The organism is Polyangium jinanense (genome assembly GCF_028435365.1).
On sequence record NZ_JAGTJJ010000098.1, the window covers coordinates 12,112 to 27,404 of the forward strand.

Below are 15,293 nucleotides of genomic sequence, written 5' to 3' on the forward strand. Positions count from 1 at the left end.
CCTTACGGAACGTTCCTCTCTCACCGAATTTGCGTCCCCGTGTGGTCCGACCAACCGTTCGTCGGACCGTAAGGGAGGGGGCGCGGCAAGTTGCCGCAGGCGTGCGGCGCTTTGCCATCTTGCCCTCGTCGGCTGGGGACGGCAAAACCCGCCCGCGTCGTCGGGAATTCCCGATGATCGAGCGTCCACATGGCGAGATACCTATTCCCAAAGTGGTCCAACCGGGTGCTGCCGATGGTGGCCGCCTTCGTACTTGCTCCGCTTGGCACCGCGGCTGCCGGCGGCCTTTGGTACTACGGTACCAACAAGCACGTCGAAGTTGGCTACACGCCCACACAACCCGTGGACTACAGCCACAAGCTGCATGCCGGCGATCTCGGCATCGACTGCCGTTACTGTCACACGGCCGTCGACAAGAGCGCCCAAGCGTCCGTCCCTGCCACCGAGACGTGCATGAACTGCCACTCGAAGGTGAAGACGGATAGTCAAAAGCTTCTTCCCGTGCGGGAGAGCTACGCGACGGGGAACCCCATCCCCTGGGTGCGCGTCCACAACCTGGCCGACTACGCGTACTTCAACCACCAGGCCCACGCGACCGCAGGAGTGGCTTGCCAGAGCTGCCACGGCCGCGTCGACCAGATGATCAAGGTGAGTCAAGCGCAGCCCCTCTCCATGGGCTGGTGCCTCGACTGCCATCGGAACCCCGAGCCGAACCTCCGGGATCCGAAGGACATCACCAAGATGGTCGACGAGACCGTGCCGGCGAGCGTCGCGAACCTCGCGGCTCCGCCCTCCCAGCGCAAGGTCTCGCCTCCCGTTCATTGCTCGGGGTGCCACCGATGAAGCGAGCTCCGTATCCCATCGAGCCGGATACGTCCGGAAAGAACTACTGGCGGAGCCTCGACGAGTTCGAGAAGTCACCGTCGTTCGCAGAGGACTTGAAGCGCGAGTTCCCGGAGGGCGCCGCAGAGCCTCCGCAAGGAACGAGCCGCCGAGAGTTCCTCACCATCATGGGCGCCTCGATGGCCCTCGGCGGCCTCGCGGCCTGCCGCAGGCCCGAAGAGGTCATCGTCCCCTACACGCGCGCGCCGGAAGAGGTCGTCCCCGGTAGGCCGCTCTTCTTCTCGACCGCGATGCCGATCCTCGGCACCGCGCTCGGCCTCGTCGTCGAGACGCACGAGGGTCGGCCGACGAAGATCGAGGGCAACCCGCGGCACCCCGAGAGCCTCGGCGCGACGAACTCGTTCGTGCAGGCGACGGTGCTCGACCTCTACGATCCCGACCGCAGCCAGAGCCCGCAAGAGAAGGGCCAAGCGCGGACGTGGGACGAGGCGAACGCCTTCCTGCGCAAGCTCGGCGACGACGCGAAGAAGAAGAACGGCAAGGGCCTCGCGGTCCTCGTCGAGGATCATCGCTCGCCCACGCTTGCGGCGCAGCTCGACGCACTCCTCAAGCTGATGCCCGACGCGCGCGTCGTGCGGTACGAGGCGTTCGGTCGTGACGTGCAGGAAGAGGGCGCGCGGATCGCCTTCGGCAAGGCGCTCGTGCCCGTCTACGACATCGGCGAGGCCGACGTCGTCGTCTCGCTCGACGCGGACTTCCTGCTGAACGAAGGCAGCGTCGTGAAGAACGTGCGTGCCTTCGCGGCGCGGCGGGATCCGGACCGCAAGGACAAACCGATGAACCGGTTCTACGCGATCGAGAGCATCTTCTCGGTCTCGGGGACGAGCGCGGATCATCGGCTGCGCCTTTCGAGCCACAAGATCCCGGCGATCGCCTACGCGCTCGCGCAGGAGATCGCAGCGGCCGCGAAGGTCGAGCTGCCCGCGGACATCACGTCCGCGCTCGGCGGCGCGTCCGCGCTCGATCCGCAGGCCGCGAAGATGGTCAAGGCCATCGCCGGCGACATCGCAAAGCGCAACGGCGCGGTCGCGATCGTCGTGGGTCGCAAGCAGCCCGCGGCCGTGCACGCGCTCGTTCACGCGGTGCATCGCGCGATCGGCGCCGTCGGCAAGACGGTGAAATTCGTACAACCCCTCGACGAGGTGAAGGGCGGCCCGGCGGAGATCGCGGCGCTCGCGAAGGACCTCCAGGCGGGCACGGTCGACACGCTCCTCGTGCTCGGCGGCAACCCCGTCTTCAACGCGCCCGCGGACGTCCGCGACGCCATCGGCAAGGCGAAGACGCTGGTCCACGTGGGCACGCACGTCGACGAGACGGGCAAGGCCGCGGCGTGGCACCTGAACCGCGCGCACACGCTGGAGAGCTGGAGCGACGTCCGGTCCGAAGACGGCACGGGCGCGATCATCCAGCCGCTCATCGCGCCGATGTACGGCGGCAAGACGGACGCGGAGATCCTCGAGGTTTTCCTCGGCGGCACGCGCAAGGGCTACGACCTCGTCCGCGCGAGCTGGCGTGGGGCGCAGTCGCTCGTCGCCGACTTCGAGCGTGACTTCCGGCGCGCGCTGCACGACGGCCTCTGGAAGGACAGCGCCTTCCCGGCCGAGACGGCGGATCTCGACGCTGCGAAGGTCGGCGCGGCGATCAAGGCGCAGAAGGCCGTGGCGCCGAAGGGCGACCTCGAGGTCGTCTTCGACCCGGATCCGCACACGTGGGACGGCCGGTACGCGAACAACGGCTGGCTCCAGGAGATGCCGGACCCGATGGCCAAGGTCACCTGGGGCAACGTCGCGTCCCTCTCGCCGAAGACGGCGAAGGGGCTCGGCGTGGTCGACGGGGATCTGGTCACGGTGGGCGCGAACGGGGCGACGGTGACGTTGCCCGCGCTCGTGGCGCCGGGGCTGGCGGACGGGACGATCCTCGTCACCGTCGGCCAGGGCCGGACCGTGGTCGGTCGGGTCGGCAAGAACGTCGGCGTCGATACGGGGGCGCTGCGCACGAGCGCGGCCTTCCACGTCGCGGACGGCGTGTCGATCACGAAGGCGGGCGGCTCGACGAAGCTCTCGCGGACGCAGGAGCACTTCCTCACGGAAGGCCGGCCGCTCGTGCTCGAGGCGTCGTTCGCCAAGTACCAGGAGAACCCGCAGGTCGTCCCGCCGCCGAAGAAGTACCTGAGCCTCTTCGAGGAGCGGAAGTACGACAAGGGTCACGCCTGGGGCATGACGATCGACCTCGCGGCTTGCGTCGGCTGCAACGCATGCAGCATCGCCTGCCAGGCGGAGAACAACATCCCGATCGTCGGCGCCGAAGGCGTGCAGCGGTCGCGCGAGATGCACTGGCTCCGCATGGATCGGTACTTCGAGGGTGACCTCGAGAACCCGACCAGCGTCTCGCAGCCGATGATGTGCGTGCACTGCGAAAACGCGCCGTGCGAAGAGGTCTGCCCGGTCGCGGCGACGACGCACAGCCCCGAGGGGCTGAACGAGATGACGTACAACCGGTGCATCGGCACCAAGTACTGCGCGAACAACTGCCCCTTCAAGGTGCGTCGGTTCAACTACCACGACTACACGAAGGACACGATCGAGCAGCACAAGATGCAGATGAACCCCGACGTCACGGTGCGCAGCCGAGGCGTCATGGAGAAGTGCACGTACTGCGTGCAGCGCATCAACCGCGCGAAGATCTCCGCGAAGGCGGAGGGGCGCGACCGTCTCCGCGACGGCGAGGTGGTGACGGCGTGCCAGGCGGCTTGCCCGGCGCAGGCGATCCACTTCGGCGACCTCAACGACAAGCAGAGCGAGGTGGCCAAGCGCGCCGCCGGGCCGCGCGGATACAAGCTCCTCGAAGAGCTCAACATCCGCCCGCGCACGTCGTACCTCGCCAAGATCAAGAACCCCAACCCTGAGCTGGAGGGGGCATGACCACCGCCGCCCTGCAAGAAGACACGCCCGGCAAGCGTGCTCCACTCGTCCTCGGCCACCGCGATTTCAACGCGGTGACCGAGACGGTCGCGGGGATCGTCGAGAAAAAGACGACCCCCTCGTGGCTGGTTCTTTTGGGCCTCGCGGTGAGCGTACTGCTCATCCTGCTCGGCTCGCTCGGTAAGCTCGTCGCGGAAGGCCTCGGTATCTGGGGTCTGAACAACACGGTCTTCTGGGCCTGGGACATCACCGGCTTCGTCTTCTGGATCGGTATCGGCCACGCCGGCACGCTGATCAGCGCCATTCTCTTCCTGTTCCGGCAGAAGTGGCGCACCAGCATCAACCGCGCGGCGGAGGCGATGACGATCTTCGCCGTCATGTCGGCGGCGATTTACCCGGTGTTCCACGTCGGTCGCGTGTGGTTCGCGTATTGGCTCTTCCCGATACCGAACCAGATGAGCATGTGGCCGAACTTCAAGAGCCCGCTGCTCTGGGACGTGTTCGCGATCTCGACGTACGCGACGGTCTCGATCCTCTTCTGGTACGTCGGCCTCGTGCCGGACCTCGCGACCCTGCGTGATCGCGCGACGACGAAGGTCCGCTCGATCGTGCTCGGCATCTTTTCGCTCGGCTGGCGTGGCTCGCACCGGAACTGGCTGAACTACGAGAAGACCTACCTCATCCTGGCCGGTCTCTCGACGCCGCTCGTTCTCTCGGTGCACACGATCGTGTCGTTCGACTTCGCCGTGTCGATCATGCCGGGCTGGCACACGACGATCTTCCCGCCGTACTTCGTCGCCGGCGCCATCTTCAGCGGCTTCGCGATGGTCGTGTCGCTGATGGTGCTCGCGCGCAAGGCGTACGGTCTCGAGGGCCTGATCACCATCAAGCACCTCGAGAACATGAACAAGATCATCCTCCTCACGGGGACGATGGTCGGTTACGCCTACGCGATCGAGTACTTCATCGCCTGGTACGGCGGCAACGAGTACGAGCGCTTCGCGTTCATCAACCGCGCGTTCGGTCCGTACAAGTGGGCGTACTGGACCATGTGGAGCTGCAACGTCTTCTCCCCGCAGCTCTTCTGGTTCAAGCGCATCCGGACCAGCATCCCGGCGATGTTCGTGATCTCGATCTTCGTGAACATCGGCATGTGGTTCGAGCGCTTCGTCATCATCGTGACGAGCCTCCACCGCGACTACATCCCCTCGAGCTGGACGTACTTCCGGCCGAGCCTCTTCGACATCTCGACGTTCCTCGGGTCGTTCGGTCTGTTCTTCACGCTGTTCCTCCTCTTCCTCCGGTTCATGCCGGCGGTGGCCATCAGCGAGGTCAAGGGCGTGATGCCGCAGGCGGATCCGCACGCGGGCCACGACGACCACGGTCACGACGCGCACGACGACCACCATGAGGAGGCGAGCGCGAAGGCCGAGGAGAGCGAGGACGAGGGCGACGAGGGCGAGGAGGCGTCGGAGGGCGACGCGGAGAAGGACGAGGAGGAGTCCCGTGGATAAGGCTCATCGTCACGAAGAGCTCGAGGAAGAGGCGGCGAAGCCGTTCGGCCTCATGGGCTACTTCCTCACGCCTGGCGAGCTGATGCACGCCTGTGAGAAGCTGAAGAACGCGGGGTACAAGGACTTCGACGCGCAGACGCCGTTCCCCGTTCACGGCCTGGAGAAGGCGATGGGGCTGCCCCCGTCGAAGATGCCCTGGATCGTGCTGATCGCCGGCGCGACGGGCCTGGCCAGCGCGATTGCGCTGACGTGGTTCGTCTCGATCGACTACCCGCTCGTCATCAGCGGCAAGCCGTCGTTCTCGTACCAGGCGTACATCCCGATCATGTTCGAGCTCACCGTGCTCTTCTCGGCGTTCGGTGCGTTCTTCGGCTTGTGGGGCATGAACCGCCTGCCGATGTTCTACCACCCGTCGATGAAGCACCCGTCCTTCCCGCGTGCGACGGACGACGCGTTCTTCGTCACCGTCGAGGCGAAGGACCCCAAATACGACGCGTCGAAGACGAGGAGGCTCCTCGAGGAGCTCGGCGCGCGTGAGATCGTGGAGGTCACGGAATGAGGCCCGCCGCATTCCTCTTGTTCGCGCTGGCCCTCGCGGGCTGCCGCGGCAACAAAAGCGAGGAGCCGCCGGTCCACGTCTTCGGAGACATGGACTGGCAGCCCAAGTACCAGTGGGGTGAGGCGAGCCCGTTCTTCGAGGACGGCCGCGCGATGCGGCCGATCGTCGACGGGACGGTGCCCGTTGGCCACCTGGACGAGGACGACGCGTATTACCGCGGCAAGGACGCGAAGGGCGAGTTCATCGGCCGCGCGCCGCTCGAGGTGGACGAGAAGGTCGTTCGTCGTGGCCAGGAGCGCTTCAACATCTACTGCGCGCCCTGCCACGACATGTCGGGCAGCGGCCGCGGGATGGTGGTGCAGCGTGGCTTCCCCCCGCCGGTCGAGCTCTCGTCGGATCGGGTCCGGACCATGCCGGACGGGCAGATCTTCGACACCATCTCGCACGGCGTCCGGAACATGCCGTCGTATCGCAAGCAGATCCCGGTGGCCGACCGGTGGGCCATCGTCACGTGGGTGAGGGTGCTCGGCAAGAGCCAGCATGCCTCGATCGATGACGTGCCTGCCGACAAGCGCAGCGCGATCGAGCCGGAAGGAGACGCGCAATGAGCCAGGCGGCGGCGATGACCGCAGGTCGGGCCACGGGCGGCAAGGCCAAGACCGACGACGCCCGGAAGCTCCCGAAAGAAGTGGGCGACACGATCACGAAGGCGGGCATGGGGCTCGCGGTCGTGGGCGTGGCGGCGGCGGGCGCCGGTTATGCGATGGACGCGAAGCGATTCGCGTTCTCGTATCTGATCGGCTTCCTGTTCGTCGCGACGATCGCGCTCGGCGGCCTGTTCTTCGTGCTGGTGCAGCACCTCGCGCGCGCGGGCTGGTCGGTGGCGGCGCGGCGGCAGATGGAGTGGCTCGCGGGCCTTCTCCCTGCGGTCGCGGTCCTCGCGATCCCGATCTTCCTCTGGGCGCACGACCTGTACCACCACTGGATGGGGCCGCAGGCGGCGACGGATCCGATCCTGCAGAAGAAGGCGGGGTACCTGAACCCCTCGTTCTTCTATGGCCGGTCGGCGCTTTACCTCGTGGTGTGGGTGGCCCTCGGCCTCTACTTCACGCGCAATAGCCGGGCGCAGGACGAGAGCGGTGACATCAAGCTCACCGAGAAGATGCAGACGGCCAGCGCGCCGGCGATGATCCTCTTCGCCCTGACGACGACGTTCGCGGCGTTCGACTGGGTGATGAGCCTCGACCCGCACTGGTACTCGACCATCTTCGGCGTGTACGTGTTCGCCGGGTGCGCGACGAGCTCGTTGTCGGTGCTCGCGCTCATCACGGTGCAGCTCCAGCAGCGCGGCTACTTCCGCAAGATCAGCACGATCGAGCACCGGCACGACATCGGCAAGCTGCTCTTCGGGTTCATCGTCTTCTTTGCGTACATCGGCTTCTCGCAGTTCCTGCTGATCTGGTACGCCGACATCCCCGAGGAGACGGTGTGGTACCACCACCGCTGGGACGACGCGGGCTGGGCGAAGGTGAGCCTCGCGATCTTCTTCGGCCACTTCCTGATCCCCTTCCTGCTCCTGCTCTCGCGGCATGCGAAGCGGCACGGGATGGTGCTCTCGCTCGGCGCGGTGATCATGCTGGTCATGCACTACGTCGACCTCTACTGGCTCGTCATGCCGACGTTCGACCACCACTTCCACTTCAGCGTGGTGGACATCTGCGGCCTGCTCGGACCGCTCGGCATCGCGGCGTTCCTGGTCGCGCGGCAGGCTGCGCAGGGCCCGCTCTACCCGCTCCGTGATCCTCGGCTCGCCGAGACCGTGAAGGTGGACAATCCATGAGCAAGAAGAAGAAGAAGAACCAGGGCCGCGCAGAGGCCGCTGCCGAGGAGACCTCGAAGGTGTCCTCGGACAACGACGAGTCCACCTCCGAGGAGCGCGAGGACAGCGTGGAGTCGAGCGCGCACGACGATCACGGCGACGAGGCGCACGAGGGCGGTCACGGGCACGGCGGGCACGACCCGGTCGAGGACGACAGGCCGCGCAATGGCCTCATCGCGCTCGTCACGGTCATCACCTGCGTGGTCGTGGTGGTCCTCTGCGTCGCGGTGCGCGAGATCTTCAACTACTACGTGGATCGCGAGCTCCACGACAAGGTCCTCTCGCTGCAATCGAGTGACCTTCGGGCCCTTCGCGCCGCCGAGCAGCAGAAGCTCACGCATTACCAGTGGGTGAGCAAGAAGGACGGCGTCGTGCGAATCCCGACGGATCGCGCGGTCGAGTTGACGATCGCGGCGTATCGGCAGCCGCCCGTGGCCCCGCCTCTGAAGGAGGAGCCGGCCCCCGCGCCCCAGCAGGACAAGCCCGAGGAGAACAAGGGCGAGAACAAGGGCGAAGAGAAGAAGGACGGCGCCAAGGTCGAGGAGAAGGGCGACAAGAAGGGCGACTCCAAGGATACTCACAAGCCCGAGGACAAGCCCAAGGAGCCCAAGAAGTGATGGTTCGTCCGGGCCGCTTCCTTATGTTCGTCGCTGCCGCGCTCACGGCGGCCGTGGTCACGCTTGCGCCGGTAACGCCTGCGCTCGCGGGGGATCCGGCGCTGCCGAAGGAGCTCGAGGGCGTGGACATCGAGGAGCGACCCGGCGCCGTCCTTCCGGCGGACGCGAAGCTCCGTGATCAAGCGGGGCACGACGTCACGCTGGGCAGCTACCTCGACGGCGAGCACCCGGTGATCCTGGTGCTCGCGTATTACGAGTGCCCGATGCTCTGCTCCCTGGTCGTGAACGGCCTGTTGCAGGGCATGAAGGACCTCGCCTGGACGGCGGGCAAGGAGTACCGCGTCGTCGTCGTCAGCATCGATCCTCGCGATACCCCCGAGGCGGCCCGCAAGAAGCGCGACTCGTACGTCAGCGTGTATGGCCGGCCCGTGGCACCGCGGGGATGGGATTTCCTGGTGGGGGAGGAGGCCCAGGTGCGTCGGGTGGCCGACGCGGTGGGCTTCCGGTACCGCTGGGAAGAGGCGACGCAGCAGTATGCGCATGCGGCGGGCGTGTTCGTGTTCACGCACGAGGGCAAGCTCTCGCGGACGCTGTACGGGCTCAATTACAGCGCGAAGGATCTCGAGCTGTCGTTGCTCGAGGCGTCGCAGGGCAAGCTCGCGTCCGCGTGGGGTCGCGTGCTCCTGTTCTGCTTTCATTATGATCCCGCAGAAAACAAGTACGTCCTCGCGACGAGGCGTCTGATGAAGGCGGGCGGTGCGTTCACCGTGCTGGGCCTCGGAGGCATGCTCTTCGGGTTCTGGCGGCGTGAGCGTCGTCGCGCGTCGAAGTCGGCGGATGGAGCTTTGGCATGAGGTTGGATCCGATCGAACTCGGCTCGTTCTGGATGCCGAAACAGTCTTCGACGATCGCAGAGGAAATCGATACTGCGTACTACATCGTCTACTGGCTGGATGTCGTGATGTTCGTTCTCCTGATGGGGGCGCTCGCGTACTTCATGTACAAGTACAAGCGACGCGGCCCGAAGGACAAGCTCAGCGACGTCACCCACAGCACGACGCTCGAGATTTCCTGGACGATCATCCCGTCGATCCTCGTGATTGGCCTCTTCTTCGTGGGCCTCAAGGGCTGGATGCAGGCGATGGTCGCGCCGGGCAATGCGCTCGAGATCCGCACGACGGCGGAGATGTACATGTGGACGTTCACGTACCCGAACGGGAACGTGAGCGTGAACGAGCTCGTGGTGCCCAAGGGCCAGCCCGTGAAGCTCATCATGAGCTCGAAGGACGTGCTCCACAGCTTCTTCGTGCCCGAGTTCCGGGTGAAGCAGGACGTCGTGCCGGGCATGTACACGACGATCTGGTTCGAGGCCACGGAGAACCGCGATACCATTCTGTTCTGCACGGAGTATTGCGGCGTCGGCCATTCGGACATGATGGCCAAGGTCCGGGTGATGGAGAAGGCCGACTACGACAACTGGCAGGAGACGGGCCTATTGCCCGGGGAGAAGCCGCTTCCCCCGGCGGAGCTCGGCAAGAAGCTCTACGCGACGCGTAGCTGCAACACCTGCCATTCGCTCGATGGGTCCCGCATCCAGGGCCCGACGTTCAAGGGGGTCTTTGGTCGGTCGGAGCAGATCGCGGACGGTTCGTCGGTCAAGGTCGACGAGAACTACATCCGTGAGAGCTTGCTCGAGCCGAACAAGAAGGTGGTCCAGGGGTATCCGGCGGTCATGCCGACCTACAAGGGCCTGCTCAAGGAAACGGACATCGACGCGATCATCGCGTACCTGAAGACGGTCCAGTAGGGAATCGGAGGCTCGATCATGGCAAATACGGCTACGGTCGACGAACTCGGGCACGCGCCCGAGGTTCGAGGCAAAAACTACCTGAACCAAACTGCCGGCGTCTGGTCCTGGCTGACCACGGTCGACCACAAGCGCATCGGCATCATGTACCTGGTGTCGGTGCTCGTCGGCTTCGGCCTCGGCGGCATCTTCGCCCTTCTGGTCCGTCTCGAGTTGTTGACGGCGAAGAAGACCATCATGGACGCCACGCAGTACAACCAGGCGTTCACGCTGCACGGCGCGGCGATGGTGTTCCTCTTCATCATCCCGTCGATTCCGGCGTCGCTCGGCAACTTCTTCCTGCCGCTGATGATCGGCGCGAAGGACGTGGCCTTCCCGAAGCTCAATCTCTTGAGCCTCTACCTGTTCTGGATCGGCGCGATCTTCATGCTCGCGGCGATCGTGACGGGCGGCGTGGACACGGGCTGGACCTTCTACGTGCCCTACGCCTCCGGCGTGTCGACGACGTCGGTCATCTCGGCGACGTTCGGCGTCTTCGTGATGGGGTTCTCGAGCATCCTGACGGGGCTCAACTTCATCGTGACGCTGCACAAGCTCCGGGCCCCGGGGATGAGCTGGTACCGCATGCCGCTCTTCCTCTGGTCGCTCTACGCGACCAGCATCATCCAGGTGCTCGCGACGCCGGTCCTCGGCATCACGCTGCTCCTGCTCATCTTCGAGCGCGCGTTCCACATCGGCATCTTCGATCCGACGCTCGGCGGTGACCCCGTCCTCTTCCAGCACTTCTTCTGGTTCTACAGCCACCCGGCCGTGTACATCATGATCCTGCCGGGCATGGGCGTGGCGACGGAGATCCTCACGACGCACTCGAAGCGCCGGGTCTTCGGGTACAAGGCGATCGCGTTCTCCAGCGTGGCCATCGCCCTCGTGTCGTTCCTCGTGTGGGGCCACCACATGTTCGTCTCGGGGCAGAGCGAGCTCTCCTCGGCGATCTTCTCCTTCCTGACGTTCTTCGTGGCCATCCCGAGCGGCGTGAAGATGTTCAACTGGCTCGGCACGCTCTGGGGCGGGTCGATCCGGTTCACGGTCCCGATGCTCTACGGCATCGCGTTCCTCTTCCTCTTCGCGATCGGCGGCCTGACGGGCCTCTTCCTCGGCACGCTGAGCGTCGACCTGCACCTGCACGACACGTACTTCGTCGTGGCCCACTTCCACTACGTGATGATGGGCAGCACGGCGATCGCGTTCTTCGGCGGCCTCCACCACTGGTGGCCCAAGATGACGGGCAAGATGTACGACGAGAAGCTGGCGCGCGTGGGCTTCGCCCTCACGTTCATCGGCTTCAACTGGACGTTCTTCACCCAGTTCATCCTCGGCACGCGTGGCATGCCGCGCCGCTACTACAACTACCTCGACCAGTTCCAGCCGCTGCACGCGTTCTCGACGTACGGCTCGTGGGTCCTGGGCACGGGCTTCCTCATCACGTTCATCTGCCTCGCGCGCTCGCTCAAGAGCGGCGCGCCCGCGCCGGCGAACCCGTGGGACAGCGCGACGCTCGAGTGGCAGACGCAGTCACCGCCGATCACGGAGAACTTCGAGAAGGCCCCCATCGTGACGCTGGACGCGTACGAGCGTCCCGCTGAGGAGACTGCTTGATGAGCGCGAAAGCCGAGGCTTTGGGCGGCGCCGGGGAGAGCAAGCTCTCCCCCCAGTTCCACGTCGCCCACCACTTCGACAAGGCAGACACCCAGTTCGACGCAGGTCGAATGGGCGTGTGGCTCTTCTTGGTGACGGAGATCCTGCTGTTCGGCGGCTTGTTCTGCGCCTTCGCCATCTTCCGTAGCAAGTACTTCCCGTCGTTCGTCGAGGCGCACCACCACCTCGACCGCGTGATGGGCGGCATCAACACCATCGTGCTGATCACCTCGAGCTTCACGATGGCGCTCGCGGTCCGCTCCGCGCAGAAGAACGAGACCAAGAAGACGACGCTTCTGCTCGCGATCACCCTCGCGTGCGCGGCGGGCTTCCTCGTGGTCAAGTACTTCGAGTACAGCCACAAGATCCACGACGGGCTCCTGCCCGGCGGGAACTTCACGGCGGCGGATTTCGCCTCGGGTCACCCGGGCATCTTCTTCGCCATCTACTTCATGATGACCGGGATCCACGGCGTGCACGTGGTCATCGGCATGGGCCTCATCCTCTGGATCCTCCTCCGGAACCAGAAGAACGAGTTCTCCAGCCGTTACTACGCGCCCGTCGAGAACGTGGGCCTTTACTGGCACCTCGTCGACCTCGTCTGGATCTTCCTCTTCCCGCTCCTTTACCTGGTCGGCTGATCCCCGGAGCAGAGCGCACCATGAGCACTTCGCACGCAGAGCACGACCACGGTCACGGACACGGAAGCGGAAACGGCGATCACGTTCCGCACGTCCTGCCGTTCAAGGTCTACATCGGCACCTTCGCCACGCTGCTCTTCCTCACGGTCGTCACCGTGGCGGCGAGCTACGTGGATATCGGTCACACGGGCAACCTGATCGTCGCCCTCTTGATCGCCACGATCAAGGCGTCGGTCGTCGCGCTCATCTTCATGCATCTCAAGTGGGACCATAAGTTCCACGGGATCATCTTCGTCTCCGCCCTGATCTTCCTCGCGGTCTTCATCGGCATCACGATGAGCGACACGGAGTTCCGCGGCGAAGCCGAGTCGATCGAGGCGAAGAACCCCGTCGATCTGAAGGACCCGTTCAAGGCCCAGCGCACCGGCGACATCGCCGTCCCCAAGGAGGCGGCTCTGCCCGCCGCCGCCGGCTCGGCCGCTCCGGCCGCCGGTTCGGCCGCCCCGGCCACGGTCCCCGCCAAGCACTGAGTCGTTCCCTCCCGCCCTTCGGGGGCTTGGCTCGGCAAACGAGCTCAGCCCCCAGCCTCCCGCACGCTCCTCCAACTGCGAACCGCTCGACACCGGGTTCGGACTCGCCATAGTCTTCCGACCCGATGTCGGCCCGTGTCTCCGTTCCCCCCATCGCCGTCGTCGAGCCCGGGACGGCGCGCGCGGCGGGTGATGTACCCACAGGGGGACAGTCATCCGTACGGGCCGTCCTTGCGAGCGCGGATCCGATCCCCGAGGGGACCGCGGCGCGGTGGCTGATCCAGCTCCGCTGGCTCGCGATCCTCGGCATGGGCGCGACCACGGCGACCGGAAAATGGTTCGTCCCGGATCTCGCCGTCACGCCGGTGTTCCTGATCCTCGGCTTGCTCGTGATCCTGAACGGGGCATTCGCGCTCGTGCTCGGCCGCATCCGCGGGCACGAGCAGCGCCTCGTCGCCGGGCAGATCACGTTCGACGTGCTCGCCCTCGGCGCCGTGCTCTGGGTCACGGGCGGCACGGGGAATCCGTTCGCCGCGTTCCTCGTGTTTCAGATCGCCCTCGCGGGTTTGCTCAGCGGCGGCCGCGCCATCCTCGCGATCGCGGGCCTGACCGTGGGCGTTGGCGCGCTCGTCTCGTTCGCCGACCCGCTGCCGCTGGCCTCGGCGCCGCTCGGCAAGGAGCGCGTCCACCACCTCGGCGCGTTCGTCTCGCTCGCGACCGTGGCCGGTTTCCTCGGTGTGTTCCTGTCCGTGTACGCGCGGCGGCTCGACGAGCTCCGGCAACGTTCGCTGCGCAATGACAAGCTCGCGATGCTCGGCCGCGTGGTCGGCGGCATGTCGCACGAGCTCTCGACGCCGCTCGCCACGATCCTGCTCGCCGGGCGCGAGCTTTCGGAGCTCACGAAGGACGTTTCGCCCGACGCCTCCGAGCTCGCGCGCACGATCGCGGGCGAGGCGCAGCGTGCGAGCGACATCATCGGCCTCGTGCGTGGGTACATCCGGCCCGATCAGCGGCGCGAGGAGGTCGAGCTCGGCAAGCTGGTCACGGAGATGGCGGGGCGCGAGCTCCGGCGGCTCGCGTACCGGGGCGAGATCACGATCGACGCGCCCGAGCCGGTGTACGTGACGGTCATGCCTGCGGGCCTCTTGCAGGTGCTGGTGAACGTCCTGACGAACGCGACCGAGGCGATGGTGCGGACGGCGAGGCCGCGGATCACGATTGTGGTGCGAGACGGCAGTGATCACGCCGAGATCGTGGTCGACGACAGTGGGCCGGGGTTTGCGCCGGAGATCCTCGCGCGGCTCGGCGAGCCGTTCCAGACGACGAAGGAGCGCGAGGGAGGGATGGGGCTCGGGCTCTACGTGAGCTCGGTGCTGCTCGATCGGATGAACGGCACGTTGAGTGTGGACAATGGGGCCGAAGGCGGGGCAAGAGTGACGATCCGGCTCGCGCGCCGTGTGGCGTCGCGTGACTCGGAGGTATGAGGATGCCTCGCAAGATCGAGACGGCGCTGCTCATCGACGACGACGACGCATTTCGCACGACGCTCCAGGGCGCGATGCGGCGGCGCGGGGTGCAGGCGCGGACGGCGGCGACGGTGGAGGAGGGGGTCGTCGCGCTGGAGGACGCGCCGGTGGATCTCGTGGTCGTCGATTACCGCATGCCGCGCGTCGACGGGCTTTCGGCCCTGCCGCGATTGCGACGGCTTTGCCCGGAGGCGGCGATCGTGATGCTCACGGGATTCGGGGACATCCCGCTCGCGGTGGCGGCAGTGCGCGAGGGCGCGGACACGCTGCTGACGAAGCCGATCGACGCGGATCGATTGCTGCGCGAGGCGACAGTGTTGTTCGAGCGTCCGCGCGCGCCGTTTTCGGGGGCGCCGCCGTCGAGCCGCACGACGTACAAGCTCGACGAGCTCGAGCGCGACGCGATCAACGCCGCGCTCAAGGATTCGGGTGGGGTGATTGCGGTGGCGGCGAAGTTGCTCGGGATCGATCGCCGGACGCTGCAGCGGAAATTGAAGAAATCGTCCTGACGTACAGCGGAGCGCCGGGGTTTCACCCCGGACCCCGACCAGGGGTTGTCCACCCCTGGACCCGGACCAGCGCAAGCGCTGGACTCGGGGTCGATGAACTGCGCGATGCGCAGTTCATCGAACAGGCCGAGGCAAGACCGGCGAAGGCCCTGCCAACCAAAGCAGCGGCGTGACATTTCAACCGGCAACGTT

At 66.1% G+C, this 15,293-nt stretch carries 14 protein-coding genes; all 14 read left to right on the top strand.

Features of this window, described 5'->3' with window-relative positions; translation table 11 throughout:
- The first annotated feature begins 234 nt into the window (after positions 1–234).
- The 14 genes from KEG57_RS52415 (at position 235) to KEG57_RS52480 (ending at position 15,101) form a co-directional block, all read left to right on the top strand.
- Entirely contained in the window at positions 235–843 is a 609-nt protein-coding gene (locus KEG57_RS52415) for a cytochrome c3 family protein (RefSeq protein ID WP_272459997.1), read from the top strand.
- The gene (locus KEG57_RS52420; protein ID WP_272424267.1) at positions 840–3,824 is read left to right on the top strand and encodes a TAT-variant-translocated molybdopterin oxidoreductase; all 2,985 of its coding nucleotides are present in this window, start codon (positions 840–842) and stop codon (positions 3,822–3,824) included. Before KEG57_RS52415 ends, KEG57_RS52420 begins: the two co-directional genes overlap by 4 nt.
- Positions 3,821–5,338, top strand: coding sequence for an NrfD/PsrC family molybdoenzyme membrane anchor subunit (nrfD, locus tag KEG57_RS52425; RefSeq protein ID WP_272424265.1), 1,518 nt, complete (start codon positions 3,821–3,823; stop codon positions 5,336–5,338). Before KEG57_RS52420 ends, nrfD begins: the two co-directional genes overlap by 4 nt.
- Complete coding sequence (locus KEG57_RS52430) at positions 5,331–5,897, top strand: DUF3341 domain-containing protein (protein WP_272424264.1); 567 nt, start codon at positions 5,331–5,333, stop codon at positions 5,895–5,897. The genes nrfD and KEG57_RS52430 overlap by 8 nt, the downstream gene beginning before the upstream one ends.
- A complete protein-coding gene (locus KEG57_RS52435; protein ID WP_272424263.1) occupies positions 5,894–6,505 on the top strand; it encodes a c-type cytochrome in 612 nt (203 codons plus the stop codon). Before KEG57_RS52430 ends, KEG57_RS52435 begins: the two co-directional genes overlap by 4 nt.
- A complete protein-coding gene (locus KEG57_RS52440) occupies positions 6,502–7,737 on the top strand; it encodes a hypothetical protein (RefSeq protein ID WP_272424261.1) in 1,236 nt (411 codons plus the stop codon). The genes KEG57_RS52435 and KEG57_RS52440 overlap by 4 nt, the downstream gene beginning before the upstream one ends.
- Positions 7,734–8,393 (top strand): hypothetical protein, encoded by a 660-nt coding sequence (locus tag KEG57_RS52445; protein ID WP_272424259.1) that lies wholly within the window; start codon positions 7,734–7,736, stop codon positions 8,391–8,393. Before KEG57_RS52440 ends, KEG57_RS52445 begins: the two co-directional genes overlap by 4 nt.
- Positions 8,393–9,247, top strand: a complete 855-nt coding sequence (locus KEG57_RS52450) for an SCO family protein (protein WP_272424397.1) — start codon at positions 8,393–8,395, stop codon at positions 9,245–9,247. Before KEG57_RS52445 ends, KEG57_RS52450 begins: the two co-directional genes overlap by 1 nt.
- On the top strand, positions 9,244–10,200 hold the full coding sequence (gene coxB / locus KEG57_RS52455; RefSeq protein ID WP_272424258.1) for a cytochrome c oxidase subunit II: 957 nt from the start codon (positions 9,244–9,246) through the stop codon (positions 10,198–10,200). Before KEG57_RS52450 ends, coxB begins: the two co-directional genes overlap by 4 nt.
- Before the next feature lie 18 nt (positions 10,201–10,218).
- A complete protein-coding gene (gene ctaD / locus KEG57_RS52460) occupies positions 10,219–11,856 on the top strand; it encodes a cytochrome c oxidase subunit I (protein WP_272424257.1) in 1,638 nt (545 codons plus the stop codon).
- Entirely contained in the window at positions 11,856–12,536 is a 681-nt protein-coding gene (locus tag KEG57_RS52465; RefSeq protein ID WP_272424256.1) for a cytochrome c oxidase subunit 3 family protein, read from the top strand. The genes ctaD and KEG57_RS52465 overlap by 1 nt, the downstream gene beginning before the upstream one ends.
- Before the next feature lie 20 nt (positions 12,537–12,556).
- The gene (locus KEG57_RS52470) at positions 12,557–13,066 is read left to right on the top strand and encodes a cytochrome C oxidase subunit IV family protein (RefSeq protein WP_272424254.1); all 510 of its coding nucleotides are present in this window, start codon (positions 12,557–12,559) and stop codon (positions 13,064–13,066) included.
- Between the two features lie 125 nt (positions 13,067–13,191).
- Positions 13,192–14,550: an ATP-binding protein gene (locus KEG57_RS52475; protein WP_272459998.1), complete on the top strand. Its 1,359-nt coding sequence runs from the start codon at positions 13,192–13,194 to the stop codon at positions 14,548–14,550.
- A gap of 2 nt (positions 14,551–14,552) precedes the next feature.
- A complete protein-coding gene (locus KEG57_RS52480; RefSeq protein WP_272424250.1) occupies positions 14,553–15,101 on the top strand; it encodes a response regulator transcription factor in 549 nt (182 codons plus the stop codon).
- Positions 15,102–15,293 lie beyond the last annotated feature (192 nt).